Genomic DNA, 17,180 nt, shown 5'->3' with positions numbered 1-17,180 from the left:
ATGACAAATGGCTACTCTCGCTGATTACGGTCCCGAGGTCCGTGCGGAGGTCAAGCAGGTTCGTGAGGTCGTCTCGAACCTGCATCAGCAGCTGATCAAGTGGAATCTGGTCGTGTGGACGGCGGGCAACGTGTCGCAGCGTCTGCACACGGCGGATCTGTTCGTGATCAAGCCGTCGGGTCTGCGCTACGAGTACCTGACCCCGTCGAGCATGGTCGTGGTGGATCTGGATGGCAACGTGGTCGACGGCGCCGAGGCCCCGAGCTCGGATACCGCGTCGCACGCGTACATCTACCGCAACATGCCGGACGTGTACGGCGTGGTGCACACGCATTCGACGTACGCGACCGCGTGGGCGGCGACGGGCCAGAACATCCCGTGCGGTCTGACGATGATGGGCGACGAGTTCGGCGGGCCGGTGCCGGTCGGCCCGTTCCGTCTGATCGGCTCCGAGGCGATCGGCAAGGGCGTGGTGGAGACGCTGAAGAAGTATCCGAAGTCTCCCGCGGTGCTGATGCAGAACCATGGTCCGTTCACGATCGGCAAGGACGCGGAGGGTGCGGTCAAGGCCGCCGCCATGACCGAGGAGGTCGCGCACACGATGTGGGCGGCGTGTCAGCTGGGCGACATCATCGAGATCGACCAGTCCGACATCGATAAGCTGAACGACCGCTACCAGAACGTCTACGGCCAGCACTGACGGTGCGTCTTCGGGCTGCCGGAGGAATCGACGTATTGCTATACGCCTTCATCCTCCGGCATCCCGAATCCGCACGCGTCAGATGCGTCGCTGTAGCGAAGGTCTGGGCTTCCCCTTGAGGGGAAGCTGGCTGCCGAAGGCAGACTGATGAGGTGACGCGCGAAGCACTATCCGATCACCTCATCAGTCGGCTGCCGGCCGTCCGCTTCCCCTTAGGCTGAGTCCGTTAAGAAAACGCTGGTGGCGTTTTTAGGGCTCAGGCGAGCCGACAGGCGAGCTGACGGAACGCGGCCGTAGGCCGTCCGCCCTTGCTGATGAAGCTGGCTGCCGGAGGCAGACTGATGAGGTGACGCGCGAAGCATTGTCCGATCACCTCATCCGACCGGCTTCGCCGGCCACCTTCCCCTCAAGGGGAAGGCATTGCCGGTGCTTCCCCGTGCGGGGAAGCCACAACAACACGTAATCCCGAAAACACAATGAAGTAAACAACAAAGGAGCCAATTATGGCATTCGAAAACCCCTTCGAGGGCAAGGAGATCTGGTTCGGCGTCGGTTCGCAGGACCTCTACGGTGAGGAAGCCCTGCGTCAGGTCGCCATTCACTCCGGTGAAATGGTCGACTACCTGAACAAGACCGGCAAGATCCCGGCCAAGATCGTCCTCAAGCCCACCCTGAAGTCCTCCGACGGCGTCAAGGAGTTCATGGTCGAAGCCTCCGCCAACCCGAACGTCATCGGCGTCATCACCTGGTGCCACACCTTCTCCCCGGCCAAGATGTGGATCCGTGGCCTCGAAGTGCTCACCAAGCCGCTGCTGCAGCTCGCCACCCAGCACCACAAGGAAATCCCGTGGGAGACCATCGACATGGACTTCATGAACCTGAACCAGGCCGCCCACGGCGACCGTGAGTTCGGTTACATCGTCTCCCGTCTCGGCATCCCGCGCAAGATCGTCGTCGGCCACTACACCGACCCCGAAGTCGCCGAGAAGGTCGGCACCTGGGCCCGCGCCTGCGCCGGCTGGGACGCCTCCAACAACATGAAGGTCATGCGCTGGGGCGACAACATGCGTAACGTCGCCGTCACCGAAGGCGACAAGACCGAAGCCGAGCGCGTCTTCGGCGCCTCCATCAACACCTGGGCCGTCAACGAGCTCGTCGCCGCCTACGACGCCGTCAAGGACGATCAGGTCAAGGAAATCATCGAGGACTACAAGGCCAAGTACGACATCGACCCGGCCCTCCTCGACGCCAAGTACGACTCCCTCTTCATCGCCGCCAAGGAAGAGGCCGCCATGGTCAACATGATGCGCGCCAACGGCTGCACCGCCGGCGTCGACAACTTCGAAGACCTCGGCGCTCTCCCGCAGCTCCCGGGCGTCGGCCCGCAGCGCTTCCCCTCCGAGTACGGTTGGGGCTTCTCCGCCGAAGGCGACTGGAAGACCTCCGTCCTCGTCCGCATCGGTGCCGTCATGGGCTACGGCCTTGAAGGTGGCGCCTCCCTCATGGAGGACTACTCCTACAACTTCACCGAAGGCAACGAGCTCGACATGGGCTCCCACATGCTCGAGGTCTCCCCGGCCATCGGCACCATCGCCAAGCCGAAGCTCGAAATCCACCCGCTCGGCATCGGCGGCAAGGCCGACCCCGTCCGCCTCGTCTTCTCCGGCGCCCCCAAGAAGGATGCCGTCGTCGTCTCCATGGCCGACGAGCGCGAACGCTTCCGCCTCCTCATGGACGTCGTCGACGTCGTCGAGCCCCAGGGCTCCCTCAAGGAGCTCCCGTGCGCCCGCGCCGTCTGGAAGCCGCAGCCTTCCCTCAAGACCGCCGTCCAGTGCTGGATCACCGCCGGCGGCTCCCACCACACCTGCATGACCACCTCCGTCGGCCGTGAAGCCTGGGAAGACTTCGCCCGCATCGCCGGTGTCGAACTCGCCGTCATCGACGAGAACACCACCACCCGCCAGTTCGAGAAGGAGCTGGAGCTGAGCGAAATGTACCACCGCCTCAACAACCGTCACTGATTGACGGAGCGTCTTCTGCGTTGCGGGAGGCTCGACGTACCTTCGTACGCCTTCGCCTCCCGCGCCTTGAAGCCGCACGCGTCAATCAGTTCCGGTTGCTTGCATGAATGGCGCTCTTTGCCTTCCCCTTGAGGGGAAGGTGGCCGGCTTTGCCGGTCGGATGAGGTGTCAATCAGGCATGTGAGCCAGAGACGCTGAAGGGGTATCCGATATGATCGGATACCCCTTTTCGCGTATAAAACCCCAACTGATCAAGTTCTCGCACTGTCGCCGAAGGCGGGCTTCCCCCGTTGGGGGAAGCTGTCAGCGATAGCTGACTGATGAGGGGCATGGTTCACATCACCTCATCAGTCGTCCTCCGGGACGACAGCTTCCCCTCAAGGGGAAGCCCCAGTCGGGAATCAGCGATCAGCCCTCACCGCTTGCCGTTGTAGATCTGCTGGTCGATCACGTCGGCGAACACCGTGTTCACCTTCGGGCGCACCACCTTCAACGACGGGGTCAGACACGCGTTGTCCTGCGTGAACCGGTCGGCCAATACCACGAACTTACGCACCGACTCGGCACGCGACACCGTCTTGTTCGCCCGATCCACATACGTCTGGATCTCCGCCCGCACCTCATCGTTCTGCGCGGCCTCGGCCAGCGGCATCGACGCGGGCAGACGACGGGTCGGCAGCCACGCCTCCAATCCTTCCGGATCCAGGGTGATCAGCGCGCCGATGAACGGGCGGCCGTCACCCACCACCACCGCGTGCTCCACGATCGGGCACTTCGTGATGATCTCCTCCAGCGGGATCGGCGACACGTTCTTGCCGCCCGCCGTGATGATGATGTCCTTCTTACGGCCGGTGATCGTCAGCGTGCCGTCATCGTCCAGCGAACCCAGATCGCCGGTGCGCAGCCAACCGTCCTCGGTGAACGCCTCGGCGGTCTTCTCCGGCAGATTATGGTAGCCGCGGAACACGTTCGCGCCCTTGACCTGCACCTCACCGTCGTCCGCGATCCTCACCGACGAACCCGGCGCGCACTGGCCCACCGTGCCGATCCGGTTGTCGGCCACGCGAGTCACCGTGAACGGCGCCGCCGTCTCCGTCATGCCGTAACCCTGAATCATCGGCAGACCGATGCCGGCGAAGAAATGCGCCAGATCGGGGCTCAGCGGCGCACCGCCGCACGCCACGTACTTGATGTTCGGGCCAAGCGCCCCACGGACCGTGCGATACACCATCGAGTCGTACATCGCATGCTCGCCCACCTGCGACAGCGTCGGCTTCTCACCGGCCTGCTCCATACGCGACCAGTCGCGAGCCGCCTCCGCCGCCTTGGCGAACATCTTGCCCTTGAAGCCCATGCCCGCCTTACGGGAGGCGGCGTTGTACACCTTCTCGAACACGCGCGGCACGCCCAGCAGATACGTCGGCTTGAAGCTACGCAGATCCGGCAGCAGCGAATGCGTATCCGGCAGGTAACCCACCACGCCGTCATCCGAACCGATCGAACAGTACTGGATGTACCGGGCGAAACAGTGGGCCAGCGGCAGGAACAGCAGCAGACGGGGATGATCGTCGCAGATCATCTCCTTCATGCACACGAATCCGGCGCGCACGATCGACAGGAAGTTGCGATGCGTCAGCTCCACGCCCTTTGGCGCCCCCGTCGAACCCGACGTGTAGACGATCGTCGCCAGATCGTCGGCCTTCACCGACGCGATCCGCTCTTCCAGCTCCTCGTCGGTCACCGTCACGCCCACGCCCTCAAGCGCGCCGAGCGCATTCGAATCCAGCATGAGAATACGGCGAAGATCCGGGCAGTCGTCCATCACCGAATACAGACGGTGGAACCGCTCCTGATTGTCCGCGATGGCGATCGTCACCGACGAATCGCACAGAATATTGCGGGCCTGAATCGCCGAATCCGTATCGTAGATCGGCACGTTCACCGCACCGATCGCCGCCAAGGCGAAATCCAGTACGCCCCACTCCCAGCGGGTGGGGGAGAACAGGGTCACCGCGTCACCCTTCTTCACGCCGAACGCCATGAACCCCTTGGCCGCCGCGCGCACCAGACTGTAGAATTCGCCGGTCGTGATGTTCGCCCACGAACCCGGGCCGGTCTTGCGGCTGGCGATCACCGTATCCTCGCCGGTGCGTTCGATACGATCGGTCAGCAGCGAGTACAGCGTCTCGTCGTCACGTACCTCGATCTCACCGGGAGCCGTGTATTCCTTGATCATGCCTTGATTGCCTCATTCCGTCATGTCATTCGGTCGGTCGTCGAACCGCCTGCTCGCCCGTGGTTTCGGATGGTTCCGTCCGGATGGGCTTGCCGGTCGGATGCGAACCAATCATCCACGATCAAGAGTACGCAGGTCCGGCCGCAACCGCCATTGTGCGGCCCCACCAACTTCCCCGTAGGGCCTTGTACGGGCGTACAACCTTCATGATTCTGTACGGGCGTCACCTCACCGCTCTTACCGCCGCGTGCGATACATATTGCAGGCTGCGGCGAAAGCGCGGGCCAGACGCTGGCTTGGTTCGTCGGCGGGAGTCTGTTCGGGATGCCACTGTACGGCCATGAAGAAGTCGCGGTCGGGGCGGTACGCGGATTCGATGATGCCGTCGGGGGCCGTGGCCTGCACCTTCACGCCTTCGCCGGGCCGGTGCACCGCCTGATGATGCACGCTGTTGACCGGCAGCGTATCGCGATCGAGAATGCGATGCAGGGGAGTGTCGGGCAGCACATGCACCTCATGCGAGGGCTTGTCGAACGGCGTGCGCTGCCAATGATTCATCGCCCCGGGAACGTCGTCCGTGATCTGCTGGTACAGGTTGCCGCCCGCCAGCACGCACATCATCTGCAATCCGCGGCACACGCCCAGATACGGCATATGCCGCTCGTATGCGGCCCGCAGCAGCGTTGCCTCGGCATGATCACGCAGCGGCACCGGCTCATCCATGCCCGGCAGCGTCCTGCCGCCGTACAATGCCGGATCGATGTCGTTGCCGCCCGGAATCAGCAGACCATCCGCATGATCGAGCATGGCCAGCAGGTATTCGTCGTCGTCGGACGGGTCCACGGTCAGCACGTTCGCGCCGGCGAACTCCAGCAGCCGCAGATAACCGGGGTCGACGTCGAACGCGCCGGGCACGGTCTCCGAATACTGCATCATCAACGCCACGATGGGTTTCATCGCCGCCGCCTTTCCTGTCTGCCTGTATGGTCTGCCTATCTGATTGCCTGTCTGTCTGACCGTCTGCCTGTGCCGTCGGTCTTCCGCCGGACGTTTGCCGGTTCCGCGCCATACCCGCGTCGCCAGTCCTGCCGCCGTGCCCACGGCGATACACTGAATGGCGATACGTCCATTGCGATTATATGAGTTCGAGCGGAGGTCCCCAATGGCCGATGATCATACGTTTCCCGGTGCCGACGTCCTGCTGCGCGAACTCGCCGGATCGGAGTTCCCCGTCTCCGACGCCGTGATCGACCGGTTGCGCGGCGTCTACGATCATCTCGCCGGAGTCTCGCCCGACGACCCCGAATTCGAACGCTACCTACGTGAGGACGTCATCGAACACGAGACGTTCTCCCGGGCCGACGTCATCGACATCAGCGACTCCGTCCTCGACGTCAGCGCCCGGCACAAGAACGATCCCGCGCTGCTGGCCGCGTTCTTCGTCGCCTTCGAATGGTTCCACCGCTGCGAATTCGACGCCGACCGGCGACTGCGCTACTGGGGACGGTTCGTGCCGCTGCTGCGCGCATGCCTCGGCGAATTCGCGCTGTACCAGTATGCGCTGTCCATGTTCCACCTGTACGGCGGCGACGGCGTACGCGCCGAGCAGGCCGCGCGACGGGCCCTGGAGATCGCTCCCGATCACATCGGATTCCTCAACACGTACACCGAGCAGATCCTCGAACGCGTGGAGCGCGAGCTGATCTCCTCCGGCCGGCAGATGCCCGGCGACGACGATACGGCGGCGCTGAACGGGCTGCTGGAATCGTTCGACAAACGTCCCCGCGACGGATGGCATCCGATCTTCCATGTGAGCTACGGGCGGATCCTCGCCTGCCTCGGGCGGTACGGCGAGGCGCAAAACGAATTCTCGCAGGCCGTCGACGTCGAGAACGCGCGGTACAACGATGCCGGAGCCAACACCATCAAGGCCAGCACGTATGTGACCGAGATGAACGAGATCTTCGACGCGCGCAACACCTGCAACATGCTGTCGAACATGCGCTCGCTGTCGACGGTCATCGACGACGCGCAGACGGCGCAACGGCAGCGCGCGCGGGAGCTCGACGACAAAATGGACGAGCTCGGCCGTCGCTTCGACAACGAGCGCATCGACATGCTCGAATTCATCGGTTTCTTCGCCGGCATCATCTCGTTCGTCATCGCCTCCATTCAGCTGGGCGACGGACTCGCGTTCCCCACCCGGGCCCTGATGGTGCTGATTCTCATGGGGTCGCTGCTTGTGGCGTTCGGCTCGTTCTCCGTGTTGCTGGAAAGCGGCCGGGCCGTCGACCCTCACGAGCCGAAACACGGGCGGCTGTTCGGCATCCGTGCCGGTCTGGTGGCGGTGATCGTCATCGGACTGGTCGTCATCGTCGCCGCCATGCTGCTGTATCTGGTCATACGGTGATGAATAGGTGATGAATCAGTTCACTCTTTGGATGCGCCCCGAAAAGAGTGAACGAATCTATCATCCAGATCACAGCAAACGAACACATTCTCAACGCAATTTCAAGGATCGTCAGAACGTTTGGGTGTTCATATGAACATTTTTCAATTCACTCTTTCGGCGCCGTGAAAAAGAGTGAATCAGCACAGGGGGTATTGCGCCTTCCGGGCCGATATGGTTGGCTGTGCAAGGGGCCGGGAAGCAAGACCCGGCATGACGATTGGGGAGTGCATGTTCGACAAACGACTGCTGCAACTGGTGCCGGGACTCGGCCGGCTGATCGCGGGCAAGGTGCTGATGCTCTGGCTGACGCTGCTGAGCAACATTGCCTTTGCGGTCACGCTGGTGCTGATGCTCAGCGACCTGCTGGTCGCGGCCGACGGCAAGGGGCCGATACCCGCGGTGTGCATGGTCAACCACGGCAACGGAGGCTGCGTCCCGCTCGGCCGGCTGGATGCTCTGGCGTCGCTGTCGCACACCATGGCCTGGCCGCCCGCGCGCATCGGCGCCTATGCCGTCGCCTTCGCGGTGATCCTCCTCGTGCGCTATCTCGCCACGAAAGGCGCGAACCATCTGGGCTTCCTCGCCGCCGAACGCGTCAAGCTCGCCCTGCGCACCAAGCTGTACCGCAGGATGCTTGCCCTCGGCCCCGGATACGCCAACACCGTGCGCACCGCCGACGTGGTGCAGCTCGCCGGCGAAGGCGTCGAACAGGTGCAGACCTTCTTCGAACTGTTCCTGCCGCAGCTGTTCTATTCGGTGCTCGCGCCGATTACCCTGTTCGTGGTCGTCCTGCCGATCAACGTGCCCGCGGCCGTCACCCTGCTGGTCTGCGCGCCGCTGATCGTGCTGATCGTGGGCGCGGTGGCCATGAGCGCCGCCCGCGTCTTCAAGAAGTACTGGGGCAAGTACACTGATCTCGGCGCCGAATTCCTCGACGATCTGCAGGGCCTCGAAACCCTGAAGATCTTCGACGCCGACGAACGCGCCCACACGCGCATGAACCGTCGCGCCGAGGAATTCCGTGTAATGACCATGAACGTGCTGCAGATCCAGCTGCGCTCGCTCACCGCCATGGATCTGGTGGCATACGGCGGCACCGCGGCCGGCATCATCGTCGCCGTGACGCAGTATCTGCACCCCGGGGCGAATGGCCTGTCCCTCGCCGGATGCGTGCTGATCGTGCTGCTCTCCGCCGACTTCTTCATCCCGCTGCGTCAGCTCGGCTCCTATTTCCATGTGGCGATGAACGGCATGACCTCAAGCCGCAAGATCTTCGCCCTGCTTGATCTGCCCGAGCCAGCCCACGGCGACCGGCCCATCCCCAAGATCCCGGATGATGGCGTGGCGATCGAGCTGACCGACGTCTCGTACCGCTATGACGATCACGCCGGCAACAACCCCGCCGGCAAGGAGCCCAGCCCCGTCGGCAATGAGCCCACCGGCACCCAGGCGCTGCACGCCGCCTCGTTCGCCGTGCCCCCGCACCGCCTGACCGCGATCGTCGGCGTCAGCGGCTCCGGCAAATCCACTGCGGCCGGCATTCTCGCCGGACGACTCCCCGGCTACGACGGTTCGGTGACGTTCCGGCTGGGCTCGACCCGCACCGACGACGCCCGCACCGGCGACGCCCATACCGACCCCGCTCCCACCGCCATCGAGCTCCGTGACTGCGCGACGGACTCCCTCCTGCGCGAGGTGACCATCGTCTCCGCGTCCAGCCACCTGTTCCACGCCACCGTGCGCGAGAACCTGCTCATGGCCCGTCCCGACGCCACCGACGCCGACCTGTGGGAGGCACTCGACCGCGCCCACATCGCCGACTGGGTGCGCGAGCAGCCGCAGGGCCTCGACCTGATGATCGACGAAGGCGCGGCCAACCTCTCCGGCGGGCAGAAGCAGCGTCTGGCGTTGGCCCGCGGCCTGCTGCACGACTCCGCGATCTACATCTTCGACGAGGCGACCAGCAACGTGGACGCGGAAAGCGAGACGCTGATCCTCGACGCCATCAGGACCCTCGCCGCCCGTAAGACCGTGCTGATGATCACGCATCGCATGGCCAACGCCGTCAACGCCGATCAGGTGGTGGTGTTCGACAACGGCACCGTGACCGAAACCGGAACCCATGACGAGCTGATGGCCACCGACGGCCGCTACGCCGAACTGTTCCGCACCCAGAACGCCGTGGAGACGTTCGACGGCCGATCGTCGGTCTCGGCAGCGGTGACATCGTCGGCATCGACGGTGGCGGAATCGACGTCGGGCGAGTCGCCGACGGTCGAAACGCTGGACCTGCACGGCGGTCACCGAGATCACGATGACCATGCCGATCGGTCCGACCGCATGGTGCGGGCTGCCCACACCGCCGACCGTGCCGATCACGCTGACCACACTGATCGCACTGACCACACCGACCAGTCCTCACCCCGGCCGTCCTCAACCGGCGCGCTGATCCTCCGACTGCTCGGCGTGGCCCGTCCGCTCACCCGATTCATGGTCTGCGCCACCGTCTTCGGCACGATCGGCCATCTCTCGGCCACCTTCCTGCCGGTCTTCGGCGTCTTCGCCCTGCTGGCCGTCGCCGGTCACCCCGTCTGGGGCATCGGACTGCCCGCGGCCGTCGCCGGACTCGTCGTGTGCGCGCTGCTGCGCGGCATCATGCGCTACACCGAGCAGTACATGAACCACAACGTGGCGTTCCGTCTGCTCGCCCTGTTCCGTGACCGGGCGTTCGCCGCGCTGCGTCGTCTGGCACCGGCCCGCCTGTCCGACCGCGGCAAGGGCGATCTGATCGCACTGATCACCACCGACGTCGAACTGCTGGAGATCTTCTTCGCCCACACGATCTCCCCGGTCTCGATCGCCGTCATCACCTCGCTGGTCTTCGCCGTCGCGCTCGCCGCGCTGAACCCGTGGATGGCGCTGGTGCTGATCGCCGCGCATCTGACGGTCGGCGTGCTCGTCCCGAAGCTGTTCGCCGGCAGTGTGTCCGGCATCGGCCCGCGGATCAGGCGGCAGAGCGCCGAACTGGACGACTATGTGCTTGACGGCATGCGCGGCATCGACGAAACCATCCGGTTCGCGCAGGGCCCGACCCGCATCGAGGAGATCGCCCGCCGCACCCGCGAGCTCACGGAGGTCCGTTCGAAGCTCAGCGCGGTCAACGGCCGGTTCGCCGGCATTGGCGGACTGCTCGTCCAGCTGTTCACGATTCTCGCCGCCGTGGTCGCGATCCTGTGCGCCATGCCGGATCCTCTGGGGGTTCCGGCATCCATCGCCGCGGTCGTGCTGATCGCCAGCTCGTTCGGCCCCACGCTGGCTCTGAGCGCCCTGCCGGCCAATCTCACCCAGACGTTCGCCGCCGCCAGACGACTGTTCTCCCTGATGGACGAAACCCCCGCGGTGGAGGAGACCGGCACAGCGGATGCGGCCTATCGCGGTATGGCACTCGACCACGTCGGCTTCTCATACGGGGAGCGGGGCCGGGCCGGTGATCGGGCTGGTCGGGAGGAGAACGACCGCCCCGGTGACGACCGGACCGGCAATGCGTCGGATCTCGTGCTGGACGACGTGTCGCTGGAGGTGCCGGAGCGTGGCGTGCTGGGCATTCAGGGACCGTCCGGCACCGGCAAGTCCACGATCCTGAAGCTGCTGATGCGCTACTGGGATCCGCAGGAGGGCCGGGTCATCGTCCGCGGCGGCGGGGATGAGGACGGCCGGAGCAAGGAGATCGATCTACGGAGGATCGACCCCCATCGCCGCCGCCGTATGCAGACGATGGTGGCGCAGGAGACCTATCTGTTCGACGGCAGCATCCGCGAGAATCTGCTCGTCGCCGATCCGGACGCCGACGACGAGCGGCTGCGCACGGCCTTGGAGCGGGCTTCGGTGGCGGAGTTCGTCGACTCCCTGCCGCAGGGGCTGGATACCCCCGTCGGCGAGCTGGGGGACCGGCTGTCCGAGGGTGAACGTCAGCGTATCGGACTGGCCCGCGTCTTCCTGCGTGACGCCGATCTTGTGCTGTTCGACGAGCCGACGAGCCGACTGGACGCCCTCAACGAGGCCATCATTCTGCGGTCCATCGCCGGTCTTGCCATGTCGCCCGTGAATGGCGACGGCGGGGATGAGGCCGACGCCGGTGGTGCCGATACCGCAGACGCTCCGGACCGTGGCCGTCACGCGCCCGCCGTGGTGATGGTCTCCCATCGACAGTCCGCCATGCGCATCGCCGACCGTATCATCGCGGCCCGGTAGCAGGGCGTGACTGCGATCGTCTGACGACGGCCGTATGCCGTCCGATGATTCCGACACGACGGATAACAATCACATATTGTTCTGTATATAATTACAGAACAATATGTGATTATTGATTGTAGTGTTATGCGGTGTGGCATGGAACAGGAGGTGTGATGGCTGGTGTCAAGGAACGGGCGGAAGTGCTGCGTGAGGCGGCGGAACCTGGATCGCGCATCGGTCTGACCGAACTGGCCCGATCGAGTGCGTGGCGATCGACATTGAAGAAACGGGGGCTGTTGGAGATCGTGGACCGTACCGATACGGCTGCGTATCTGGTGTCCGTCGACGCGATGAACGAGATGCTGGATTCCATCAATGCGCTGGAATCCGAAATCGAGCGGGTCACGACCCAGCAGCTGTTCATCGCCCGCGGTGAGCGGGAGCACTGGCAAGCCGGTGACGAGCTTGAACGGGAGGCTCAGGACAATCTGCGACGACGTGCGGATGCCATTCGGGAGTTTCTCGGTGGAGAACGCTGATGGCGGTATCGGAAACGTTGCTGTCTCAGGCGGTTGCCGTGATCGCCTCGGTGCGGGGAGTGCAGATGGATGCCGGTACGCTGGCCGATGACGTGGTTCTGCTGGCCTACGTATGGCCGGACGATCAGGAGTTCAAACAGGCCGTATCCAGTGTGCGGTATGCGTTGGAGCTGCTGGTCGCGGACCATGTGGAGGGGACGGCACTGAAATACGGATTATCCGGTTGGTATTCCTATCATTTCCAGCACCGTCGTCGGCAGGGGGCGAGAGCGGATATGAGAGTGATTTACCGGCGGGTGCCTGAGGGAATCCAGATCAAGGGCTTCGGCAGTCGTCATCTGCCTTCCGACATCTATGACCGGCTGGCGCAGTTGGGGGACTGACCGCAATGCGTTGAGATGATGCGTTGATGATGCCTTGAGATGGGGCCTTGAACGGTATCGTCTCGATCAATACGGTATAGGCTGACAGGTATCGGGCATGCCTGACTGATCGGACATGAAACCGATCGATCATGAAACTGACCGATCATGACGACATGCCATGGAACCGACGAAGGAGCATGAGATGACATTTGGACCGATTCCTGAGGTCACGCTGTCGGACGGGGTGCGTATTCCGCAGATCGGACTCGGCGTGCTGCGCATCGACGACGCGGATACCGCGCCGGTGGTGGAATCCGCGCTTCAGGCGGGGTACCGGCATATCGACACCGCCGCCGGCTACCACAACGAAGGCGGCGTGGGCCAGGCGCTGGTGAACGCCGGCTATGCGAGCGGGGAGCGGCGCAAGGAGCTGTTCCTCACTACCAAGCTGCGCGACTCCGAGCAGGGCTACGATTCCGCGCTCAAGGCGTTCGACCGTCAGATCGGACTGCTCAAGACCGACTACGTGGACATGTACATGATCCACTGGCCCACGCCGTTCGACTGGCGCAGCGACGAGGTGTGGCGTGCCTTCGTGCGTCTGCGCGAGGAGGGGCGCGTGCGCACGCTGGGCGTGTGCAACTTCCTGCCCGAGCATCTGGAGAAGCTGCATGAGGAGACCGGCGAATACCCGACGGTCGACCAGATCGAACTGCACCCCACTTGGCAGCAGCGCGAGGTCGTGAGCTTCTGCAAGGAACACGGCATCGCCGTGGAAGCCTACTCGCCCATGGCACGCGGCGCCGACCTCGACGCCGGTGACGGTGTGATCCGTCGCATCGCCGAAGCCCACGGCAAGTCGCACGCCCAGATCATCCTGCGATGGCACATCGAGAACGGGACGATCATCATCCCCAAGTCCACGCACCGGGAACGTCAGATCGAGAACGCGAGCCTGTTCGACTTCTCGCTCACGCCCGAAGAGCACGCGGCCATCGACGCGCTCGACGGACCGACCCGCGCCGGCCACGATCCGATGACCTTCTCGTACAGCTGACCGAAAGGAGCCCTGATCGCCATGGCAAGACGCCGACGCCGATTCAGCGGCTCCTTGCCGTTGGAACGCTTCCTGATCCTGATCGTGATCGCCATCATCATCGGGATCAGCGCGGGATTGCTGCTGCCGCAGATCAGCGAAACCGTGGGCGGGATCACCGGTCAGTATCAGGCCAGCGGCGGGGCGGCCGACGCCCTGAACCGGCTCACTGTGGCGGACGGCTCCAAACCGGCCAGTCAGTACCGACGCGACGCCTTCGGATTCCGCGAATACGATCCGGACGGCAACGGATGCGACTCCCGCAACGACACCCTGGCCCGGGACCTGAAGAACGTGACCTATCGCAACGCCGAACGATGCAAGGTGGAGTCCGGCACCTTGGACGATCCGTATACCGGCAGGACTATCCAGTTCCGCAGGGGAGCGACGACCAGCACGGCCGTACAGATCGACCATGTGGTGGCGCTGAACGACGCATGGCGATCCGGCGCCAGCACATGGAACACGCACAAGCGGTACGAATTCGCCAACGACCCATACAATCTGCTCGCCGTGGACGGGCCGACCAACGAAGACAAGGGCGACGCCAATGCCGCCGACTGGCTGCCGCCGAACAAGCAATACGACTGCGCGTACGTGGCCCGGCAGATCGGCGTGAAATCGAAATACGGGCTGAGCGTAACCAGCCGAGAGAAAACCGCCATGCTCAAAGTCCTCCACGACTGCCCCAGCCAACCCCTCCCCACCCAGTGAAATTCCTCCTGCCTTCTCCTTAGGCTGAGCCCGTTACGCGAACGCCGGAGGCATTCGCAGGGCTCAGGCGAGTCGGCAGACGAGCATTAATGACGCGGCCATAGGCCGTCCACTCTTGTCTGAAGGTGGCCGGCGGAGGATTGCGCGCGGCGGTGCCTGCTCCTGCCTTCCCCTCGAGGGGAAGGTGGCCGGCGTATGCCGGTCGGATGAGGTGATGAACGAGGCACGGCAACGAGCCAGCATGGTTGCCCTTTCGACCACCCTCGGTCCGGCAAGCCGGACAGCTCCCGACGTCTTGTGCGACGTACGCCAGTAGGGGCGTACTGTCACGAACGGTCCGTCTATCGAGGGTGAAGAACGAGAGAGCTGAATCGTTGGGCCGGAGATGGGAATGGAACGTATGATGTTCGGGATCCCTCATCAGTCGGCCCACGCCGCCAGCCTCCCCCAAAGGGGGAAGCCCGAGCCCGGAATTCTCCGGGCCGGAGACTGGGAGGTGTGGTGTCCGACCGTAGGCTTGGCCGAACAGCCTTGAATGTGTCGGATGCCGCACCTCCCAGTCGACCATGCAAAGCATCAGCACTCCCAGTCATCACATCGCACGATCTCTTTCCGCCGGCCCGATGGATCGGACTGCATATCGGCGTTTCTACATTCCATTCCATCGGATATCGCCGGTTTTCGATGGATTCGGCTGCATTCCGCGCGAAATGCGCTGCTCTCCATCGTGCATCGGACCACTGGTCCTCCAAAACCGCATGATTCCAATGATCTCGAAATCACGTGGGCCGGGTTCCGATGGATTGGACTGCACAATCGGGTTTTCCGCAGTCCGCTCCATCGGATATCGCCGGATTGTGATGGATCGGACTGCATTTCGCGCAAAATGCGCTCCAATCCATCAGTGGTCTCCATTAGAGGTCACTGGCTGTTGAGGAATTCGGCTGCATATCGTGGTTTTGCGTTCCGATCCACAGGAATGGCCTCCGGAGGAACAGACGTCGTTCGGCTACCCCAGTCGGCTGATGCCGACAGCCCCGACGTCTTGTGCGGCGTACGCCCGTAGGGGGCGTACTGCTACGAACGGTCCACCGGACTGTTCGTCCAGCGGGAGCCGGATTATGTGATGCCCCCGCTGGCGGGGGCTGGCACGCGGAGCGTGACTGAGGGTGGTCAAACGAAGCATGCCGATGATCCACCATGGTCAAACGAAGCCCCGCGGAATCGAATTCACCGGCAATCCAGCGAGACAACCGCTGCCCGACACTTCGGCGTGCTATAACAACGCAGGGAGGCTTCAGGCAATGAACACTACGGATTCCACCAACGCGGATCCCACCAATACCAATCACATCGAGCACACCGTATCCACTGAGCATACGGCTGATCACACCGTGCCCACTGATCACACCGTATCCTCCGAGCACACCGTGCCCACCGATCATGCCGGTCACGTCGATCCGGAGGAGGCGAAGGTGCTCGCCGCCAGCGGACGGCCGCACACCGAACACATGCACAGCGTGCCTCGGCTCGCCACACCCCACACCGGGGCGAAGGCCAAGCTCTCCGCGCTGCTCGGCCCGGCGTTCGTCGCCGCCGTCGCCTACGTGGATCCGGGCAACGTGGCCGCCAACATCACCTCCGGCGCCCGATACGGATTCCTGCTGGTCTGGGTGCTGGTGCTCGCCAACGCCATGAGCGTGCTGATCCAATACCAGAGCGCCAAACTCGGCATCGTCACCGGTCAGTCCCTACCCGCCCTGCTCGGCAACCGCATGAACCCCGGCGGCCGTCTGCTGTTCTTCGCCCAGGCCGAGGTCATCGCCATCGCCACCGATCTGGCCGAAGTGATCGGCGGTGCCATCGCCCTGAACCTATTGTTCGGTCTGCCGCTGTTCGTCGGCGGCTGCGTCATCGGCGCGATCTCCACGGTGCTGCTGCGCTTTCAGGGCGGCTCCAGTCAGGGCGTCTTCGAAAAGCTCATCATCGCCCTGCTGCTGGTCATCACCTTCGGCTTCATCGCCGGCCTGTTCATCGACCCGCCGGCCCCGGGCAAGGTGCTCGGCGGCCTGATCCCGAACTTCACCGGCACCGACTCGGTCCTCATGGCCAGCTCCATGCTCGGCGCCACCGTCATGCCCCACGCCATCTACCTGCATTCCACCCTCGTCAACGATCATTACGAAGGCCGTAACGACCGACCGGGCATCAAACGCGAACTGTTCGGCACCAAGATCGACGTGGTGTGGGCGCTGCTCCTCGCCGGCAGCGTGAACCTCGCCCTGTTGCTCCTCGCCGCCAACGCCCTGCACGGCATGGCCGGCACCGACACCATCGAAGGCGCCCAGCACGCCGTCGTGCAGGTGCTCGGCCCGGTCATCGGCACGATCTTCTCCATCGGCCTGCTCGCCTCCAGCCTGTCCAGCACCTCGGTCGGCACCTACGCCGGTCAGGAGATCATGCACGGCCTGCTGCACGTCGACGCCCCGATGTGGGCGTGCCGCGTGATCACGCTCGTGCCCGCGCTGGTGATCCTGTGGTTCAGCACCAACCCCACGTATGCGCTGGTCGTCGGCCAGGTGATCCTCTCCATCGGCATCCCGTTCGCCATCATCCCGCTGATGCGCTACACGCACGACAAGGAGCTCATGGGCAAATGGGCGGACGGCCCGATCAAGCACGCCATCTTCATCGCCGTGGCCGTACTGATCATCGCCCTCAACGTACTGCTGGTCGTCCTCACCTTCCTCGGCAAGGCGTGAGTGAGCCTGCCACTGGAGCCTTCCCCTTGAGGGGAAGGTGGCCGGCGAACGCCGGACGGATG

Annotated in this window: 11 protein-coding genes; 9 read left to right on the top strand and 2 right to left on the bottom strand. The window is 64.0% G+C overall.

Annotation, left to right across the window (positions count from 1 at the left end; all coding sequences use genetic code 11):
• Nucleotides 1–7 precede the first annotated feature (7 nt).
• A complete protein-coding gene (locus CSQ87_RS07970; protein ID WP_100513346.1) occupies nt 8–700 on the top strand; it encodes an L-ribulose-5-phosphate 4-epimerase in 693 nt (230 codons plus the stop codon).
• 503 nt (nt 701–1,203) lie between these two features.
• Nucleotides 1,204–2,721: an L-arabinose isomerase gene (araA, locus tag CSQ87_RS07965; protein ID WP_100513345.1), complete on the top strand. Its 1,518-nt coding sequence runs from the start codon at nt 1,204–1,206 to the stop codon at nt 2,719–2,721.
• 415 nt (nt 2,722–3,136) lie between these two features.
• Here the strand turns inward: araA and CSQ87_RS07960 are convergent, their stop codons facing one another.
• Together CSQ87_RS07960 and CSQ87_RS07955 are read right to left on the bottom strand one after the other, a co-directional pair.
• On the bottom strand, nt 3,137–4,957 hold the full coding sequence (locus CSQ87_RS07960; protein ID WP_100513344.1) for an AMP-dependent synthetase/ligase: 1,821 nt from the start codon (nt 4,955–4,957) through the stop codon (nt 3,137–3,139).
• Nucleotides 4,958–5,194: 237 nt separating this feature from the next.
• Complete coding sequence (locus CSQ87_RS07955) at nt 5,195–5,914, bottom strand: gamma-glutamyl-gamma-aminobutyrate hydrolase family protein (protein ID WP_100513343.1); 720 nt, start codon at nt 5,912–5,914, stop codon at nt 5,195–5,197.
• A 205-nt stretch (nt 5,915–6,119) separates the two neighbouring features.
• Here CSQ87_RS07955 and CSQ87_RS07950 point away from each other — a divergent pair, with 205 nt between their 5' ends.
• From CSQ87_RS07950 to CSQ87_RS07920, 7 genes are all read left to right on the top strand, one after another.
• A complete protein-coding gene (locus CSQ87_RS07950) occupies nt 6,120–7,367 on the top strand; it encodes a hypothetical protein (RefSeq protein WP_100513342.1) in 1,248 nt (415 codons plus the stop codon).
• Between the two features lie 270 nt (nt 7,368–7,637).
• Nucleotides 7,638–11,660, top strand: a complete 4,023-nt coding sequence (locus tag CSQ87_RS07945; RefSeq protein WP_100513341.1) for a thiol reductant ABC exporter subunit CydD/CydC — start codon at nt 7,638–7,640, stop codon at nt 11,658–11,660.
• A gap of 155 nt (nt 11,661–11,815) precedes the next feature.
• Nucleotides 11,816–12,181, top strand: coding sequence for a hypothetical protein (locus CSQ87_RS07940; protein ID WP_100513340.1), 366 nt, complete (start codon nt 11,816–11,818; stop codon nt 12,179–12,181).
• On the top strand, nt 12,181–12,564 hold the full coding sequence (locus CSQ87_RS07935) for a hypothetical protein (protein ID WP_100513339.1): 384 nt from the start codon (nt 12,181–12,183) through the stop codon (nt 12,562–12,564). Before CSQ87_RS07940 ends, CSQ87_RS07935 begins: the two co-directional genes overlap by 1 nt.
• 184 nt (nt 12,565–12,748) lie before the next feature.
• On the top strand, nt 12,749–13,603 hold the full coding sequence (locus tag CSQ87_RS07930; protein ID WP_100513338.1) for an aldo/keto reductase: 855 nt from the start codon (nt 12,749–12,751) through the stop codon (nt 13,601–13,603).
• Nucleotides 13,604–13,624: 21 nt separating this feature from the next.
• Nucleotides 13,625–14,356: an HNH endonuclease family protein gene (locus tag CSQ87_RS07925; RefSeq protein WP_100513337.1), complete on the top strand. Its 732-nt coding sequence runs from the start codon at nt 13,625–13,627 to the stop codon at nt 14,354–14,356.
• Between the two features lie 1,304 nt (nt 14,357–15,660).
• Entirely contained in the window at nt 15,661–17,118 is a 1,458-nt protein-coding gene (locus CSQ87_RS07920) for an Nramp family divalent metal transporter (RefSeq protein WP_423734783.1), read from the top strand.
• Nucleotides 17,119–17,180: the final 62 nt, after the last annotated feature.

The organism is Bifidobacterium simiarum (genome assembly GCF_002802905.1).
In the GTDB taxonomy this organism is placed as follows: Bacteria; Actinomycetota; Actinomycetes; order Actinomycetales; family Bifidobacteriaceae; genus Galliscardovia; species Galliscardovia simiarum.
The sequence above is the reverse complement of the archived record's forward strand: the minus strand, read 5'-3'. Positions and strand labels throughout refer to the sequence as shown.